General features: G+C 70.4%; 1 protein-coding gene (only partly in view). It reads right to left on the bottom strand.

The features are described 5' to 3' along the window. Positions 1–20,245, bottom strand: the 3' portion of a protein-coding gene (locus tag AC07VX_RS19395) for an LEPR-XLL domain-containing protein (protein WP_493183931.1). It continues 9,800 nt past the right edge of the window; only the last 20,245 of its 30,045 coding nucleotides appear in the window; its start codon lies off the right edge, out of view; its stop codon occupies positions 1–3.

Raw genomic sequence — 20,245 nt, forward strand, 5'->3', positions numbered from 1 at the left:
TTATGCCGCCACCGTCACTTTGTTCACCGCCTGCGGTGCCGCACCCAGGTGCAGGCGCAGCCCGGCATTGGGGTTGGCACGCTGCTCCGACAGCCCCAGGTCGCTGACGAAGCGATCCTGCCAGCTGTTGGTGACGCGCGGCCCGGCCGCTGCGGGTGCGGTGTCGTTCAGGCCCAGGACACTCCAGTCGATGTGCACGGGCGCCAGGGTCGCACCCGAGGCACTCGTGACGGGCAGCACCGCCGCGGTACGGACCGCAGCCACTGCGGCGGCGCCTGACGGGTCGGTTACGCCGGCGGGCGCGACGGTTGTCACTGCCAGCGCTGCTGCCTTGTTCTCGGGATGCGCCTGCTGGTTGCCGTTGTGCAGGTTGCCGGCCACGAAGAGCACCAGCTTGCCCTGCGCGTCACGGATCTCCATCTGCGCGAAGTCGGTACTGCCAGGCTCGCCGTTGTCGGTGAAGGTGAAGCGGATGGTGTAGCCAGCCTTGCCGTTGAGCGTGCCGGTACCGACACCCACCAGGGTGTCGAAGGGTGCCGGCCGCGGCAGCGGGTTCAGGCGCGGATCGTCGTAGCAGGCGGCGAAGGTCAGCGTGTCGAGGTGGAAGTTGTTCTTGTCCCAGTTGACCTCGAGGTTGTTGGGCCCGATGTCGGTGTCGCAGTGAAGCTCGAAGCCGTGGGTGACGCGCGTGCCGTCCTCGGTGTAGACGCTGCCGCCACCGGTCATGCGGCCCATCGTGTGCGCCGGCTGCGCGACCACAAAGTAGGCCGGGTCGTCGTCGCGTACCGAGGCGCCGGTGGTGACACCGGTGGCGCTGACCTGGGCCACGTTGACGTAGGCACCGGCCGGCGGCGCCATCGTGTAGACACCCGCGGAGGTGTAGCGCCAGGTCTCGCCCGGGTCCAGCAGGCCGTTCTTGTTGACGTCGCCGACGATGTTGGCGCCCTGCATCACCGGCACCGGCTTGAAGTCGTCGCCGGGCTGGTCGGTGGCGGCGTCGTCGGTGACGACGACGTTCTTCAGGGCTTCGGTGCCGAGGTTGGTGACCAGGAAGGTGTAGGTCGGCACGGCGCCGTTGACCAGGTACACCGGCGCATCGACGCTGTTGGCGTCTTCCTGCACGGTGGGCTTGGCCGGGTCGGCGGGGTTGATGGCCTTGACGATGCGCACGGAACTCGTGGGCGTGACCACCGTGCCGAAGTAATTGGCCAGGTCGTCGTCGCTCACGATGCTGCCCGCATCGTTGGTGGCCACCACGGTGACCTTGTTGCCGTGCTGGCCGGCCAGCGCCGAGGCTGGCGCGCCCACCGCACCGGCGGAGGTGAAGAGCCACACCTCGTCGACGTCGAGCCGCATGTCGCCGTTGATGTCGCCGCTCACGTACAGCGGCAGGAAGCCGTCGCTGTCGCGCAGATCGACGATGTCCAGCGTCACGCCGGCCTGGTTGGTGACGAGATAGGTCCAGACGATGGGCGATCCCACCGCCAGGATGGGGCCGGTGGGCTGGTCGGCGTCTTCATAGCGGGTGGGCGCCGTGGCATGCACGGCGTTGATCGCCTTCTCGACGCGGATGGCACCGGCCTGGCCCTGGTAGCTGGCGGTATCGGTGTCCGTGGCGGTGCGGCCCGTGCGGCCGTCGGTGGCGGTCGCCGTGACCGTGTTGGTGTGCAGGCCCAGCTCGGCGGTCGCACTGCCGGCGGAGGTGCCGACCGAGGTGTAGCGCCACACTTCGCCCACGTCGAGCATGCCGTCCTTGTTGATGTCGCCGACGTTGAAGCCACCATTGAGCACCGGCGCGGGCGCGAAGTCGTCGCCGGCGGCGCTCGGGGTCGCCGCGTCGTCCTTCAGCGTGACGAGCTTCAACGCGCCGTTGCCGGTGTTGGACACCAGGTAGGTGAAGACAACGCTGTTGCCTTCGTTCACCAGCAGCGGGTGGGTCGGGTCGTTGGCATCCTCGGCCGCCGTGGGCGCAGCCGGGTCGACGGCGTTGACGGCCTTGCGGACGTCGATGCCGGCGACGGCGCCGAAGATGTTGGCGGGGTCGTCGTCGCGCACCTGGACTTGCGTGCGCGAGTTGGTGCCGCTGGCTTGCGCGTAGTTGGTGTAGGCGCCGGGCGCAACCGTCAGCGTGGCGGTGTAGAGCCAGGTCTCGTTGCGGTCGAGCAGGCCGTCCTTGTTGCTGTCGCCGGCGTTGTAGACCTTGCCGCCGGCGGTGACGGTCACCGCGGTGGGGGCGAAGTCGTCACCCGGCAGGCCCGCGGTGCCGTTGTCGTCCATCACCTTCAGCCCGCTGATCGCATCGGCGCCCAGGTTGCTGACGGCGTAGCTGAAGACCACCGTGCTGCCTGCGGCCAGCATCACCGGCGTGGCCGGGTTGTTGGCGTCCTCGGCCGTCGTCGGCTGCAACGGCTTGAGCGCATTGACCGACTTGACAATGTTGAGCTGCGCCGCACTGCCGAAGTGATAGGCCACGTCGGTGGACGTGGCGCTGCCACCACCGGCCGGCGCGCTGACGTCGACACGGGCGCTGTTGACGTACTGGCCCTGCGTCACCGTGCCGGTGGCGCGGAACAGCCAGACCTCGTTGGTGTCCACCAGGCCGTCGCGGTCCAGGTCGCCGATGTTGAAGCTGGTGCCGGCGGCCAGCACGGCCGCGGGGGTGAAGTCGTCGGTGGTGACGAGCGCGGTGCCGGCGTCGTCGCGCAGCGAGCTGATGGCAAAGGCGGTGCTGCCGGTGTTGAAGACCTGGTAGGTCCAGACCGCCGTGCTGCCCACGGTGAGTACCGGGCCGGTGGGGCTGTCGGCGTCCTCGTAGGCGGTGGGTGCGCTGGGGTTGGCCGCATTGACCGCCTTCTCCAGCCGCACGCCCACGGCGCCGGGGTTGCCGCCGGTGTTGTAGTAGGCAGCGTCGCTGTCCTGCACCGCCTGGCCGGAGCTCGTGCCGATGGCCTTGACGGTGGCGATGTTGCCGTACGTGCCCGGCACGGCCGCGTAGCCGCCGGCGCTGGTGCCGGCCGAGGTGTAGAGCCAGGCCTCGCCAGGGTCCAGCAGGTTGTCGCGGTCGGTGTCGCCGACGTTGAACAGCGCCGCCCCCACCGTCACGGTGACGGCCGCGGGCGCGAAGTCGTCGGCGCTGACGCTGATGGTGCCGTGGTCGTCCATCAGCGAGGTGATGCGCACCGCCTCGGCGCCGTCGTTGAAGACCTGGTAGGTCCAGACAACCGGCGTGCCGGCGACCAGTTTCACGCCAGGTGCCGTGTCGGCGTCCTCGGCGGCCGTCGGGTGCATCGGATCGACCGCATTGATGGCCTTCTCGACGCGCACCTTGGGCAAGGCCACGCCAGGCGCGTTGTAGTACAGCAGGTCGTCGTCGCTGACGACGTGACCGCTGCTGCTGGTGCCACGCACGGTGGCGACATGGCGCTGCGCGCTACCCTGCGCGGTGAGGCCTGCGGGCGCGGCATACAGCCACACCTCACCGGTTTCCAGCACGCGGTCGCCGTCGTCGCCGCTGACGTAGACCGGCACGATGTCGTCGGCCAGCACGCCCGGCGTGCCGCCATCGTCAACGACCTGCACGTTGAAGATCGGTGAGCCGTCGGACGAGGTGTTGGTGACCAGATAGGTCAGCCTGAGCGCCGCGCCCGCAGTGAGTGCCGGCCCCGGGGGCAGGTCGGCGTCTTCGGCGGAAGTGGGCGCCAGCGGCAGCACCGCGTTGATGGCGCTCTCGATGTGCACGGCGCCCTTGTCGGCGACACCGGCCACGCCACCGCTGGGCGTGCTGCCGTGGGCGGTCTGCAGCGGCGCCAGCGTGCGGTCGTCTTCCTTGCCACCAGTGCCGTCATGGGCAGCATGGCCGTTGCCGGGCTGCGGGTCGCGCGGGCCGCCGTGCTGGTCGTTCCACTCGGGGTCGTGCTGGGTCACGAGACCGATCTCGCCATGCGGCTCGGCCAGCGAGCGGTCGGCGCCGCCGGCGGTAGCCAGCTGGGTGATGAAGTCGACGGTGGCCGGCGAGATGAGGCGGTTGATGGTGGGTGCGCCGAAGCGGGCGAACGGCACGATGAAGCTGTTGAACTCGCCCGTCCAGTCGAACATGCGGTCGTGGCCGCTGTTGGCGATGAGCACGTCCAGGCCGCCGCCGCCGTAGGCGAAGTCGCCCGTGCCGGCGGTGTTCTGCACGTCGGTGGCGTCGTCGGTGTTGATGTTCAGGCCGCCGTCGGTGTCAAGGTTGTCGTCAAGCTGGTGGTAGTCGTCGCCCAGGCCACCGAACAGGCGGTCATGGCCCGTGCCGCCGAACAGCGCGTCGTTGCCGTCGTCGCCGAAGATCCAGTCCTTGCCGTCCTCGATCAGCACGCCCTGGTCGAAGGCGTCGAAGTTCAGCAGGAAGCCTTCCACCTTCTTCATCGGGTTGTCGGCGTCGTAGAAGTCCAGCTTGCGCGTCACCGGGTCGTACTGGAACGGCGCCGCGGTGGCGGCGCGCACGTCGTCGTAGAACGGGGTCAGCGCCTCGGCGCCGGACAGCGCGTCGTTGCCGGCACCGCCGTGGATGAAGTCATCGCCCAGGCCGCCGTAGACGATGTCGTCGCCGCCCGCGGTGGGCACGAGCAGGTTGACGGTCTTCTTGATGTAGCCGCTGAGGTCGACCCAGGCGCCGGTGAAGGGGCCGGGCAGCTCGATGAGCCGCTCGGTGCTGGCGGCGATGCCGTACAGCGGCTCGGCCACACCGTTGCGGCTGGTGGAGATGCGGCCATCGTCGGCAACGATGCCGTCCTCGCCGCTGCCGCCGAAGATGCGGTCGCTGCCGGTGCCGCCGTAGAGGTCGTCGTCCCAGCCGTCGCCATACAGCACGTCGTTGCCGCGGCCGCCATGGACGATGTCGTCGCCGTCCTCGGCCTTGACGAGGTCGTTGCCGCCAATGCCCACCGCGTCGTTGCCTGGCGTGTAGTCGAGCAGGTCGAAGGTGCGCACGACGACGCGCAGGCTGCCGCGGGCCTCGGTGCGCTGCGGGTTGGCCGGGTCGGAGCCGATGTCGACGGTGCTGTCGTAGGCGAAGGACAGCGGCTTGCCGTCGGTGCCCAGGATGCGCAGCACCACGGCGTTGTCGCCCATGATGACGTCGGCATCGAAGGCATGTTCGGCGACCTGGCTGGTGCGGGAGTCGCCGCCCGTGCCCAGCGTGTTGCGGTCGATGCGGGTGCCGGCGCCGCCGAAGATGATGTCGCTGCCGTCGGGGCGCTGCTCCGGCGCGCCGAGCCCGAAGAGGTTGGAGCTGCCGCCGATGATGTCGTCCTGGCCGAGGTTGCCGAAGATGACGTCGTCACCGCCGCCGCCCTCGATGTAGTCGTCGCCATCGGTGGCGCGGTTCTCGACGGAAGGCAGCACGACGAGCGCGCCGCCCGAGGTCACCACGGCACCGACGCTGGCACCGAGGATGGAGCCGTCGCCCTGGATGACGTCGGCACCCAGGCCGCCGAAGATCTCGTCGTCCTGCGCGCCGCCGGCGATGTAGTCGTTGCCCCAGACGCGGACGGCCGCGTCATTGGGCTGCGCCTGCAGGGCCAGGCTGTGGTCGAGCAGGCGGGTGCGGTACTCGCGGTGCGTGACCGCCGCGGGCGGCAGCGCGCCGTTCGGGTCGGCGAACAGCGGCCGGCCCTGCGCGTCGACCGACACGGTCTGCGACTTGCCTTCGTCGGGGCCGGGCACCTCGTTGTAGAGCGTGGCGCCGGTGAGCTGGGCAAAGCGCGGATCGAGGTTGTCCGGGCGGTAGTAGATGTCGGCGTTGTCGCCGGCAATGACATCGAAGCCGTTGCCGCCGTCGATGCGGTCGTCGCCGTCGAGCGAGCCGACGACGTTGCTGCCACCGATGAGGATGTCGTCGCCGTTGCCGCCGAAGATGGTGTCGTTGCCTTGCTCGCCGAGCACGACGTCCATGCCGTCGTCACCCCAGATCTGGTCATCGCCGCCGCTGGCGTTGGTCTTGGTGTCCAGCGCGGTGAAGACCACCGAGCGCTGGCCCGCCGGGCGCAGCTCGGGCGCGATGGGAGGCAGGCTCTCGGCCGACAGGAACAGGCCGCCCACGGTCTGCACCAGACCCTGGTCGCCGAAGACGAGGTCGTTGCCGGTGCCGGCGTGAATGGTGTCGCCGCCCGCGCCGCCAAAGATGAGGTCGCCGCCGCTGCCGCCGAGGATGCTGTCGGCGGCGCCGTTGGCGAACTGCTCGCTGGCCGCCGAATCGATGAAGCCGGTGGTCAGCAGCTTGTCGCTGGCCGTGACCGGGAACTGCGCCGTGGCGGCGTTCGCGGTGGCGTAGCCGAACACCGCGGCGCGGCCCTTGGCGGGCGTCCAGTCCGGGTACACGGTGCCGCGCGGCACCACCTGGTTGACGACGCCATGGTCGCCGAAGATGACATCGGCACCGCTGCCGCCGTCGATCGTGTCCTTGCCGGCCACCATGCGGTCGCGCACCGGGCCGAAGGGCAAGGTGCCCACGCCCGCGTCGGCCGTCACCATGACCAGCGTGCGCGTGATCGGGTCGACGTTGAAGCCGCTGTCGCCGTAGATCAGGTCCACGCCGCCGCCGCCGCTGATGGTGTCGTCGCCGGAGCCGCCCGCAAGGTGGTCGCCCGCACCGGTGCCGATGATGGTGTCGTCGCCCGCGCCGCCGTAGATGGCGACGCCCAGCACCGTGGTCTCGGCATCGGCGCCGGTGAACAGCGCGCTCGCATCGATGACGTCGTTGCCGGCGCGCAGGAAGGGGTTGGCGCGCGGGAAGCGGAAGAAGTCGTCCGCCGTGCCGGCCTGGTCGAACAGCTTGGCGCCCAGCACCAGGTTGTCGATGCGGCTCGTGAGGTTGGTGAGGCCGCTGTACCAGGTACCGTCCTGCGAGGTGTCGCCGTAGATGACCAGCGGCGAGGCCGCGCCGCCGCCACCGGTGACGGTGATGCGGTCGCCCACGATGTTGCTGCCGCCCGGCGTGAGGTCGAGGTTGCCGCCGCCATGCACGCTGACCAGCGTGCCATGGCGGGCCGGGCCGCGGTTGGCGCCGCTGCCTTCGTCGGCCGCGTTCAGCGTGCCGGTGATCGTCAGCGTGTCGTTGCCCTGGCCCATCAGCAGGTTCAGCACCTCGATGCCGGACTTGCCCGTCGCGGCATCGCCCCAGCTGATGCCGCCACGCGCCACCGCGGGCTCGCCGAAGGGGTTGGTGCCCAGCGCCAGGTCGGGCGCCATGCCGAAGCCGGTGAGGCCGGTGCTGCTCAGCACGCCGGTCTTGTCTTCCAGACTGGAGTCGTCGTAGATGTTGAGCGTGTCGATCTGCTCGCGCTCGTCGGGCTGGGCACCGATCTGCAGCAGCGGCGCGTTCTTCTCGCCCGGCAGCAGCAGCGCCTGGCCGAGGGGGCGGGCGCCGACGGTGCCACCCACCACTTCGAGCGGGCCGCCCAGGGCGGTCAGCAGGTGCTCGCGCGGTGCCCACACCTTCTGCGTCGTCGCGTCGACCGGCAGCTGGCTGGGATCGAAGGCCGGGTTGGCCTTCACCGTCACCGTCTGCGGCCGGTACCAGTTGCCGGCGTTGAACAGCAGCGAGGCCGGCACGGTGACGACCTGGCCGTCGGTGGTGATGCCGATGGTGACGTCACCGGTCGGCGCCTGGGTCAGGCGCACCGTGTAGGTGTCGGCCACCGACTCGTCGGCCGGTGTGGCGGGGTCGTCCTTGACGACGTTGGTAGAGCCGTCGGACTGCAGGACGATGACGCCAGGGCGGTCGTTGTCGTACACCGTCACGGCCAGTTGCGTGGCCTGGCCGGCATAGAGCGCAGCGCCGGTGTTGGCCGTGACCGCGGCATTGACGAAGGAATGCTTCACGTCCTCGCGCGTGGCGTCGTCCACGGCGGTGACGCTGACGTTCACGCCGGCCAGCCAGTTGTTGACGTCGAACTTGATGGTGGCCTGGCCGTTGCCGAGGTCGGTGACGCCGGCGCCGCCGAGCTTGACCTGCGAGGCGTCGTAGCTGAGCGTGACGGTCACGGTCTGACCGGCGGTCAGGGACTTGCCCAGGCGCAGGTTCACGCTGTCGGCGATGCCCTGCGTGAAGCCCTGCGCATCGGCCACCAGGCTGCCTTCGAGCACGACGGTGGCGCCGTCGGTCTGGGTCAGGATCAGCGTGGACGCGTCGTCGTCGAGCACCTTGACTTCGACGTTGCGCACCCGGGCGAAGTCGAACGTCGCCACCGTGGCGGCCTGAGCGGCAGCCGTGGCGGCAGCGGCATTCGTCACCACGGCACGCACGCTGTGGTTGACGGTCACCGTGCGCTCGCCCTCGGCGAGCTGGTCCTGGGCGCCGTAGACGTAGACAGCCTGCTCGACGTTCCAGTTGGCCGCGGTAAAGGCCAGCACCAGCGCACGGTCGGGCTGCTGAGAGGTGACGCCGTCGCGCGTGACGCTGCGGGTGAAGCTGGCGTTGGCGTGGTCAGCCACCCACAGCGTATCGCCGCCGGCGGCGCTCTCGTTGCGGCTGGAGCGAGCGGCGGAGACAGTGACGTAGATCGTCACGCCTTCGGCCGGCTTGGTGGCCAGGCGCACGAAGTAGTTGTCGACGCTGAGCGATGCGTTCGTGGCGCCTTCCTGCACGACCGTGCTGCCGGCGGTCTCCCGGATGACCACGGCACCGCTGCTGGCCTGCGCCACCGTCGGGTCCACGCCGCCAACGGCCAGGCCGTCATAGGCCGTGCCCGGCGCGGTGACGGTGTGCCCGATGGTGCTGGAGCTGCCTTCGAGCTGCTGCATCACGATGGGCTCGGCCACGTCGCCGCCGACGTTGACGGTGTCGCTGCCCAGTCCGCCGATGATGCGCGTGATGACGCCAACCGGCGTGCCGAGCACGTAGAAGTCGTCGTCCGACTCCAGGCCGTCGATCTCCAGCGCCTCGATGTTGGTGAAGCGCACATTGACGCCGGCGCCGTAGACCCCGTCTTCGGTGATGACGAAGTTGTCCGGGAACTCGGTACCGAGGATGACGACCTTGTCGAAGCCCGACCCGCCATCGACCGACACGGGCGCGTTGATGTTGTACTGCACCGTGTCGTTGCCGTCGCCGGGCCTGACGTTCATCTGCGCGGCGGTGGACACATCGGCCGTGGTAAGCGGCTTGGCCACGCCGTTGGCGTCGAGCACGATGTTGCCCGCGGCGTCCACCTGCGCCAGCGCGAAGGCGCGCACGGTGAACAGGTCATCGCCGGCGTCGCCTTCCAGGCGCAGCTCGGCCTTGTTGCTGTAGACGACGAAGCTGTCGTTGCCGTCGCCGCCCTGGGCCACCAGAGGCGCCGACACGCCGCGGCTGACGTAGCCGCGCGTGGTCGCGATGGTGTCGAAGGCGTCGGCGGCCGGCAGGTTGGCCGGCTGGCGCTGGCTGCCGTAGATCTGGCCGATCTGGAACAGGTCGTCACCGCTGCCGCCGTCGAGCGTGACGATGGTGCTGGTGTCGTCGACCGCGAAGACGTCGTTGCCGCCGCCGCCGAAGACGTTCAGCCGCCCGTTCAGGTTGACGTCGTAGTTGACGCGCTGCACCTGCTGCGGCCGCACCGCGGCATCGCTGCTGGCGGTGCGCGCCTGGTCCAGCGAGCCGTGCAGCAGCGCGACGAAGGCCGGCGCCGTGGCCGCCTCGTCCGGAATGAACGACGAGCGGCGCAGCAGGAAGATGTCGTCGGTGGCGCCGGAGGCCTGGCTGCCGTCGATGCCGTAGACGGCGGCTTCGTCGACGCCGTCGTCCGGCAGGCCGGTGTCGAGGATGTTGACGACGTAGTTGCGCTGCGCGCCCTGGCTGCCGGTGGTGCGGACTTCGTAGAAGTCGGTGTCGGCCTCGCCGTCCAGCGTGAGCGTGTCACCGCTGCCGTCGGCGAAGACGTGCATGGACTGCAGGCGGTCGACGATGAAGCGGTCTTCGCCATCGTCGGCCAGCGTGGCGCTCGTCGGCGACCAGCTGCCATAGGCCGTGGTGTTGGCGGTGAGGAAGGTCTGGTCGAAGGTGAAGGTGTCAGCGTCGTCGTGGCCGAAGAAGCGCGTGAACTCCTTGGAGTTGGTGTTGAAGGCGGCCAGATCGGTCGGCGCGCCGAGGCGGCCGATGGTGCCGCGCAGCGTCATGCGTGTGCCGCGGCCGTCGTCGGACTCCTTCGTGTCGACGCTGTCGGTCTTGCCGACGCGGCGCGTGTCGCCGCGCACGGTGATGCCCAGGCCACCGGCCCCGCCGGCGACGATGCGGCTGCTGGCCGCCGTGGCGACGTTGTCGCCCACCCACAGCGTGGCGGTCAGCGCAGCCAGCACCTCGCCCTGCGGCACCGCGGTGGCGGCCGACTCGAACACCCGCGCCGTGGCGCCGGCGGCGTCGAGCAGCACGAAGTTCTCGGTATCTGCGGCCGAGGTGTCGGGCACCGTGAGCCGCAGCGTGCCGCCCAGCGCGCGCGCTGCCAGCACGTTCAACGCGCCGTTCACCTCGGTGATGTAGACGTCGGTGGCAGCCTGCGCGAACAGGCGACCGCCGGTGCGGGAATCGATGTCGAGGTCGTCGCCTGCCCGGCCGATGCTGCCGCCGCCGCGCGCGTCGAGATCGATGTCGAAGGCGAAGACGTTGACGGCGTCGCGCACGGTGCCGTCGGCATCCTTGAAGGCATTGCCCGCATCGTCGGTATCGCTGGTGTGGCCGTCGACGATGGAGCCGCTGCGCGCCACCAGCGTGGCGTTGCCACCGGTCGAGTAGACGTGGTGGACGCGCAGGTCGCCATCGGTCTCTTCGAGGTAGATGCTCTGCGGCGCATCGGCCTTCAGCACACCGGTCCTGGCGGCGCCGTCCACCTGGTCGAGCAGGTTGGTCTCGACGAAGTTGATGCGCGTGCCGGTGCCGGCGCTGCCGATGCTGCCGGCCACGGCCTTCAGCGTGATGTTGACGCCGGTGACGTCGGCATCGGCGTCGTCCAGCGCGTCGACGATGGACAGCGGCGCGGTCAGCGTCACGTCGTTGGCGGTGGACGTGATGCTGCCCACACGCATGTCGCCCAGTTGCTCGGTGAGCGTGACGAAGCCGTTCGTCAGCACGTCGATGTGGCCGGTGGCGGCGCCGAGGATGTCGGTAATGCCGGTGACGTTGACCTGCGGCGCCGACGGCGCGGCGTTGAAGGCCTTGACGACGATGTTGCCGGTGGTGGGGCTGCCGTCGGCGACCAGGCCGGCGGAATTGCCGTTCGGGCCGTTCGGGTTGACGAAGTTGTAGGTGGCCTTGATGGTGGTGCTGCCACCGTTGCCGCCGTAGAAGCCCGGGTCCAGCGCCGCGCCGAAGGTCGCGTTCGCCGGGTCATCGGGCCGGAACTGGTTGTAGAAGTTGCGGTCGACGGCCGGGCCGGTGGTGGCGCGCACACGCACGCCGCCGGCGTTGCCGGTGGCCGTTTCCAGCACGCCGGCCTGCAGGATCACGTCGTCGCTGCCATTGCCGGTGATGCCCGCGCGAACGAGGTCGATGTTGAAGGTGTGCGGGTTGGGCAGGCCGGCGCCGCCGAGCTGGGCCGCGGGGTCGCGCAGCCGGCCCTTCAGGTCGAGGTAGTCATCGGCACCGGCCTGCGCCACGAGGCGCGTGCCGGCGGTGATGGGGATCTGCGTCGCCCCATGCGTCAGCGTGTGCGTGCCGTTGTCGAGGTTGGCCGGGTCGACCGCGATGGCGATGCCGTTCTGCGCGTTGGCCAGCGAGCTCGCCAGGCGGATGCGCTGGTCGTCGAGGCGGATCACGTAGTAGGTGGCGCCATCCGTGAGGTTGCCCAGCGGCGCGGTGGCGGGGCTGGCGTGGTAGACCACCGTGGCGCCGGTCTCCAGCAGCTGCGGCGTGCTGAACGCGAACAGCGGGCCCTGCACGATGTCCACCGACAGGTGGTTCTTGGCGCCCGGATCCTGCGCGTCGTAGCCGATGGTGCCCTTCTGCGCGTCGAGCGTGAGGTCGCGCGTGCGGATCAGCGTCGTGCGACCGGCCACGGTCTGGTCGCGCTGCGTGGCAGCGACGATGTCGCCGGTCAGCGCGGTGACGCGGGTGGTGCCGATGGGGTTCTCGATCGTGCCGTTGAGCACGATGTCAGGCGCGAAGCCGAGCTGGGTGTTGAGGTTCTCGATCACCACGTCGGTCGGCGCGACCGTGCGGCGCAGGTCGAAGGTCAGGCTGGCCTCGCGGTCGTCGTCGTGCGCCTGCAGGTCGACAAAAGCGTCGGTGGCGCCGCCGACGTTGATGTTGTTGATCTGCAGCCGGCGCGTCGACAGATTGGTGATGGTGATGCCGCTGTAGGTATCGGCGAACTGGAACAGCGCGCGGAAGTCGGTGCCGCTCGGGTCGGCCTGGTCGTTGAGGATCTTGTTCGAGATGAACAGCGCCTGGCCGCCCAGTGCTGCGGGCGTCGGCACGTCGCCGACGATGGCGTCGCCGTTGGCCGCGATGGTCACAGTGGTGCCGATGGCCTTGACGACGTTGCCGTTGGCGTCGATCAGCACTTCGGGGCTGGGGCCGGCGGAGATCTCGACGTCGGCGTCCCAGCGGATGCTGCGGCTCTGGCTGGAGGTGTCGCCGACGTTGACGTCGTCGGCCTGCACCAGCAGCGCCAGCGCCGTGTAGGTCTCGTTGACGCCGGCGCTGGTGGCGCTGGTGTCGCTGCCGTCGATGCGGCGCAGCGGCGTGTTCGAGTTCGCCCGCGGCGCGGTCTGGACGCGCGCGCCGTCCATGGCTCGCACCAGGTCGGTCAGGTTGGTGTTGTTGCCGCCGGTCTCGATCGGGATCGGGATGAAGGCGATCGGGATCGCCTGGGTGTGGCGCTCCGCATGCGTGTCGCGGTGGAAGGCGCCGATGTCCACGCCGCGGGTGCTGCGGATGCGGGCGTCGGCACCTATGAAGGTGGTGACCGTCGACTGGGTGTCGATGTTCGCGTCGGAGATCGCGACCGCGACGAAGCCGCCAGCCAGCGCCTGGCTGCTCGCATAGGTCTTCAGGTGCGACACCTGCGCGTTAAGCGTCAGCGTGTCGGCGTCGATCTGGACGCGCTGCCCGACCATGCTCGCCGTGCCGTGACCGTTGGCACTGCTGTTGTCGACGCTGGTGGTGGCGCTGGCGTTCGAGCCCGCGCCGACGCCGCCGCCCTTGGCCGTGGCGTAGACGTGCGTGTCGATGGAAGAGTCGGACAGGATGGCGACATGGCCGCGCGACTTCAGGATGGCGCCGTCGGCGAGGGTGGCCTTGCTGGTGTTCGTGACGTCAACGCTGCTCTGGTCCTTCATGGCCGAGATGCCGCCGCCGCCGACGGCCGATACATAGGCCGAGCCCCTGCTGACGGAATGCGTGGCGACCGTGATGCCGGTCTCGGCGTCGACGCTGGCGGCGCCGATGGAGGCTTGCACGTCGTTGGTGATCGTGAGGCGGGCCGTGGGCAGGTTGACGGCCACGCCACCGCCGGCGCCGAAGTCGACGCTGGAATGCGACATGCCGTCGCCGGCCGGCGGCGCCAGCAGCCGCAACGAGGTACCGCCCTGCCCCAGCAGCTTGTGGCTGCCGCCGGGCACGGGGCTGGTGAGGTCAATGTGCAGGGACTGCGTGCCGCCCGTGCCGGCGAGCTCGACGCCCGCGCCGCCAAAGGCGTGCGTGCCGCTGCGGCCGGTGTCGTCGACGTTCAGCACCGCGCCGCCGGGCGTGGCCGCGAGCTGGAACTGACTGCCGTTGCTGTTGACGACATAGTAGGTCACGCCGGCCTGCAGCGCGCCGAGAGACTGGCGCACCAACTGGTGCTGCACGCCGCTGCCGCCGGCTTTGTCCGGCGTCAGCGCCAGGGCCGTGCCGCGCAGCGTGGCGGCGTGGTTGGACTCGTTGGCCAGCACGTCGCCGGCGAAGCTGAGCGTGTTGCCGCTGACGCCCAGGATGGTCAGCGTCTTGTTGTTGCTGCCGCTGCCGGAGATGACGATCTGCTGGCCGGCGGCGAAGCCGTCGCTGGCCCAGTTGCCGCCGTCGTTGCGCACGATGGTGTCGGCCGCGTTGTTGACCTGGTTGAAGCTCACGCTGCCCAGCGCCGCATAGCTCGGCAGCAGCTGGATCTTGTTGGCGTCGGTCGCCAGCGTGTAGTAGGTGGCGCCGTTCGCCAGGCCGCCGATGGCGGCGCCGTTGGTGATGTAAGTGACCTTGTTGCCGGTGGTGTAGCCCGAGCCGCCGACGTAGTTGCCGTTGGTGTCGAAGCGGGCGAGGTAGATGCTGTCGTTGTTGACGGTGGTCAGCGCCGGGCTGCCAGACTTGATGTTGCCGTCGCTCTCGCGGGCGCCGTCGGTGTCGACCTGGATGCTGCTGAAGCTGGTCGGGGCCGGCGCGACGTAGCTGACGGCCTGACCGTTGCTGAAGCCGCCGAGGTGAATGACGTTGTCGGAAGTGACGGTGGACGGCGATGCCGAGGGGTCGAAGCCCACCGTCGGCGCGGTGGCGGCGGCCTGGGTGGTGAAGAGCTTGACGGTGTAGTCGTCCAGCACGCGCACGAAATAGGTGGTGTTCGTGCTGAGCCCGATGCCGGCGGTGCTGCCCGGGTCATAGAGCACGGCGTCGCCGTCGGCGAAGCCGTGCGGCGCCGCGAAGCGGATCACGTCGCGCGCCGCATCGACGCCGACGCCCGGGTTGATCAGCGAGCCGGTGTTGGCCGAGCCGGCACCGAAGGTGGCGCCCAGCTGCACGCGGTTGCCGTCGACGACGATGACTCGGTAGTTGCGGTCGGTCTGCAGCGCGCCGCCGGCGGTCTGCACCGGCGTGTTGTTGTTGGGGTCGTAGGTGACGACGTCGCCCGTGCTGAGGCCGTGCGACACGAAGCGGATGGTGTCCGCCCCGGTGTCGACATCGGTGGCGGGCTGGAAGGTGTCGCCAAGCGTGAGGCCGCCGGTGTCGGTCTGCGCCAGGATGTCGGCCAGCACGTCGACGCGGCCGCCGGCGACCACCGTGGCCTTGTCATCGATGGTGGCGCGCACGGTGGGCGTGACGAAGCCGTGGTTGGTGATCGTGCCGACGGCGACACCGCCGATGGACGCGCCATTGGTGGACAGGTTGGCGGCGGCGCGATGCGATTCAGCGTCGAGCTTGACGTCGCCGCCGGCGGTCACCGTGGCGCCCTCGCCGATCGATGCTGTCACCTGCGGTGTCAGGTCAGCGCGCGCCTCGGAACCGACGCCGGCGCCAAGCCCGCCGGAGCCCAGCACGACCTTGACGTTGGCCTGGTTGGTGCTGCCCGCGACGAGGCGGACATCGCCGGCGGTGTCGATGACGGTCTTGTCGCCGACAGTCGCCGAGACGGCGTGCGTGTCGGTCACCCGGGTGTTGGCCTGGGCGCCGGCCACCAGGCCGACACCCACGCTGGTCTCGTCGGACGACAGCGTCGTCGCGGCCACCGCGTCCAGAAGCAGCGAGCTGGCATGCAGCACGGCCCCTTCGGCCACCGTGGCGAGCGTAGCGCCGGCCGTGCTGGCGTCCACCTGGATGATGTTGATGGACAGCCCGGCCACGCTGGCGCCGGTGGCGCTGGCCTTGCTGCGGTCGGTGCTGCTGGCGCGCGCTTCCACGGCGGCACCCTTGTCATTGACGCGGGCCGTGCCGCCGAAGCCGGCCTGCACCGTGGCGCCGTCGGTCACGCGGGAGACCGGCGCGATGCCCACGCCGCCGCCCAGGCCGATGCCGATGCCCAGGGCCTCGGTGTTGGCCAGATTGCCGCCGGTGGCCTTCAGGGCCACCGCCGCGGCGTGCGACACCGTGCCGTCCATGCCGGCCTGCGTGCCGGCGGCCACGGTGGCCTTGAGATTGGAAGCCGCGATGCCGATGGCGCCGCCCGAGCCGACGTCGGACTTGGCATGGGCCGTGTTGGTGGCCTTGGCATCGACCTTCAACGTGCCGGCGGTGGAGACGTCGGCATGCGCGTCGACCAGGGCCGACACCTTGGCGGACGAGGCGATCTCGGCGGTGGCGCCGGTGACGCCCAGGCTGACGCCGGCGGAAATGTTGACCGACAGGTCCACCGCCTCCGCGAGGTTGGTGGCTTCTGCCGAGACGGTGACGTCCGACGCGGCCAGCACGGTGCCGTCCATCGTGGCCGTCGTCGCGCCACGCACATGGGCCTCGGGCAGCATCACCGAGATGCCGGCAAAGGCTCCCGCCGCGCCGCCCTTGGCCGAGGCCTCGGCGATGTTGTTGGCGCTGGCGGCAACGTCGAGCGCGCCGCTCAGGCGGATCCGTGCATCGCGGCCGATGCTGGCCTGCGTGGTGGCGGCCGACGTGATGTCGGCATAGGCCGACACGCCGGCGCCACCGGCCAGGAAGCTGGCGGCGAAGGAGACCACGTCGGCCACGGCCGTGTTGTCGGCGTGGGCGTGGGCGTCGAGACTGGTGGCGTCGATGACGGCACCGGCACCGATGTCCGCACCGGTGTGGGCGCCGATGACGGCCTGCTGCTTGACCGCGCTGACCGACAGCAGGCCCGACAGGGCGAGGCCCAGGGTGCTGCCGTCGACGGTGTTGGTCGCATCGGCGGACACGGACACCTTGCCCGCATTCACATGCGCACCGGCGCCGATGCCGGCCGTGGTGTCCCCGTTGACCGTGGCGTCGACGAGGACGACGTTGATCGCGACGCCGACGCCCGCCGCCACCCCGGTGGTGGAGGCCGTGGCGTGCGACGTGCTCTTGGCGTCGATCGAGACCTCGCCCGTGCCCGAGGACACGCTGGCGTTGTCGCCGACGAAGGCGCGCGTCGAACGGCTGATCAGGCTGCTGGAACGCACCCCCGCGCCGGCCGCCAGGCCGATGGCCACGACGTCGGTTTCGGGGGTGGCGGTGTTGTGCGACTCGGCCAGGATGCCCAGTCCGCTGGACACGATGCTCGACTGCCCGGTCGCGCCGGCCAGCGTCGCGCCGGCGATCGTGACCTCGGAAACCACCGCGGCGACGCCGACGGTGCCGGCGGACGCGCCGACCGTCAGCGCATCGATGTCGGCGCTGGAGCTGGCGTGCACGCTGACGCGGTGGCCAACGGCCGTCAGCGTGGACGCGTCGACCAGGGCCTGCGTGGTGCCGGCGATGGTGGCACGCGACAGGCCGACGGCGGCCGAGGCCGTGGTGGACACGGCGGCCACCGCGCTCTTGGTCGTGACGGTGGGGACGTCATGCGCCGTGACGCTGATGTCGCCACCGTTGGCGGTGACGGTCGAGCGGCCGATCGACGCATTGACGTCGTCGTGGATGTCGTTGTCGGCCACCAGCACGCCGACCGCGATGCCGACGGCACCGCCGGCCACCGCCACCGAGGCGTTCTTCGCCGAAATGGTGGCCGTGTCGTCGGCGAGCACGGTGACGCCACCGGCACTGCGCACCAATGCGGCATCCAGGATGTGGGCATCGACCTGGTTGCCGATGTGGTTGGTGGCGGCCACGCCGGCGCCGGCGATGGCGCCGCTGCCGATGGCGCCGGCGATGGCCAGCGAGGCCGCGACCGACACAGCTTCGATGCTGGCGTTTTCTGTGGCGGTGATGGCGATGTCGCCCTTCAGTGCGTCGACGCTGGCGTCGTCGATATAGGCCGAGACGTGGTTGTCGACCGAGTTGTTGGCCAGGGAAACGCCCACCGAGACGGCCACGGCCCCGAAGGCGGCGAAGGCGCCGGCCACCGCGACCGCCGCGGTGTCGGCGTGGATGTGGGACAGGTCGCTGGCGTGCAGGTCGACCGTGCCCGCCGAGATGCCGGTGGCGCCGCTGCCGTCGATGTAGGCGGCCACGTCAGTGGTGACGCGGTTGTCGCTGGCCACGCCGGCGCCAGCTGCCGCGGCCGAGGCCAGGGCACCGGCGGCGACGGCCACCGAGCCGGTGAGCACGAAGGCGTCGACGATCTGCTGGCCATTCGCCACCATCGACAGGGCACCGCCGGCCAGGATGCTGCTGTCCTCGGCGAAGGCCTTGACCTCCAGCGGTGCGCTGTTCAGGTTGACCAGCTTCCACAAGGTCGCGTCGGCGAAATCACCCTGCACCGCGGTGACCTGCCGCCACAGCTTCAGGTCGGTGTAGTCCTGCGTGGCCAGGCTGCCGGCCGCCAGGGGGCTGGTGCCGAAGTATTCGAACACCGCGTCTTCGGACGCGCCGCCCACACCGGCCAGGCGCTTGACTCGGTCGCCGGTCTTGACCTGGCCGCTGCTGCTGGACGTGGTGAAGTCGTACTTCACTACCAGCGGATCACCGAGGTACTCGTACACGTCGCCGCTGCGCGGGCCGTCGGTGACGAGCACGGTCGCCCCCGTGCCGAGTGCCAGCACGTTGTCGCTGCTGGTGTAGGTGTGGGGCGAGTCGATGTGGTTCTGGGTGCCGATGTAGTTGCGCGCCAGGCCGACGCCGAGCGAGGCGCCGATGCCGCCCACCGAGCCGCCGACGCCCACGCCGACCGCAGCGGAGACGATGATGGCGTCGATGCTGGACTTGTTGTCGGCGCGCAGCGCCACGGCACCGGACGCGGTCAGGCTGGCCTGCGACAGATAGGCGTCGGTGCGGCCGAGGATGACGTTCTCGGCCAGCGCACCGGCACCGGCCACGCCGACGCCCACGGTGCCGGCGGCGCCGATGGCCACCGAGGCCGCGGCCGACACGGCCCGGATCGTGGCCACATCGCTGGCGGCCAGCGTGATGTCGCCATGCTTTGCATGCAGGGTGGCGCCGCTGACCGTCGCCAGCACGCTGTTGTTGATCGTGTTCTCGGCCAGCGACACGCCGATCGAGACGCCCACGCCCACGGCGCCCGCACCAATGCCAACAGCGACCGCGCCGGCGAAGGCGCTGATCGCCGAGCGATCATCGGCCGCCAGCGCCACGCTGGACGCCTCGACCGTGGCGCCAGCGCCGCCGATCGAGCTCTGGACGTTGGCGGCAATGCGGTTCTCGGAGAACACGCCGGAACCGGCGATGCCGACACCCACGGCCCCCGCGCCCACCGCCACCGAGCCGGCGAACACGATGGAATTGATGGCCTGGCGTGCCAGCGAGTCGAGCCGCACGGCGCCGTCCGCGACCACGCTGGTGTCGCTCAGGTAGGCGCGCACCTCCATCGGGGTCGGGTCGGCGCCCGGCTCCCAGCCGATGAAATTGCGCGCCACCGAGACGCCGATGGCCGCGCCCGCGCCCACCTCGCCCACGCCGACGGCGATGGCCAGCGAGACGACCGTGGAGGAGATGCTGGCCGTGCTGACGGCGTTCAACGCCACATTGCCGGCGCTGTGCAGGATGCTGCCTTCGGCGAAGGCATTGGTTTCGCCCAGGATGACGTTCTGGGCCACGGCGCCCGCGCCGGCGACGCCGATGCCGACCGTCCCGAGGCCGATGGCCACGGAGCCAGCGGCGGAGATCGCGTCGATCGAGCCCTTGCTGACGCTGACGACCAGCGGTGCGCCCACGGCGCTGGTGCGCTCGAGCACGAAGGTCTGGCCGTCGGGGGCAACCACCAGCCAGCTGCTGCCCGGCACGGACTCGGACACCTTCAGCTTGTCCACCCTCAGCCAGTGCGCGGCATCGGCGTAGTTCTGGGTGGCGAGGTTGGCGTCCTTGCCGTCGCTGTCGCTGCCGACGTAGCGATAGACGCCGCCGGACGCCTTCACCGTCGTGCCGTCGGTCAGGTTGTACAGGCGCCGCAGTGACTGGCCGCCCGTGCCGCCGGCCGGCGGCGTGAGCGTGATCACCACGGGCACGTCGGCCTTGGCGTTGGCCTCGGACGTGGCCAGCTGGATGACCTTGGCACTGACGTTGACGACGTAGTAGGTCTGCCCGCTGACCAGGCCGCCGATGGCCGGGCCGCCATGGGCGTCGTAGCGGATCTTGTCGCCGGTGGCGAAGGGGTGCGAGGCGTCGAAGACGAGCTGGTTGCCGGCCTGGGCGGCGCCGATGTCGATGAGGCCGCTTTCGGGCGTGAGCATCGCCTCGGGCGTGACCGACTCGGTAACGGCCAGCGCCGGCAGGCCGGCGGCCTGCAGGGCCGCATCCATGGCAGCGCGCAGCCGACCCAGCAGCACCACGTCGCCCTTGGCATCCTGCGTGGCCTCGTTGACCGCCGCCGTCTTATCGATGTCCTGATCGACCGTGGCGGCATCGAGCAGGTCGTCGGCGGTGAGCAGGCCGCCCAGGTTCACGTCGAACAGGTGCCGGCCCTGCTGCAGCGCCGTGATCGTGACGTCGCCGGCGGACGCGACC

Source organism: Roseateles sp. GW821-FHT03B02, from assembly GCF_059421025.1.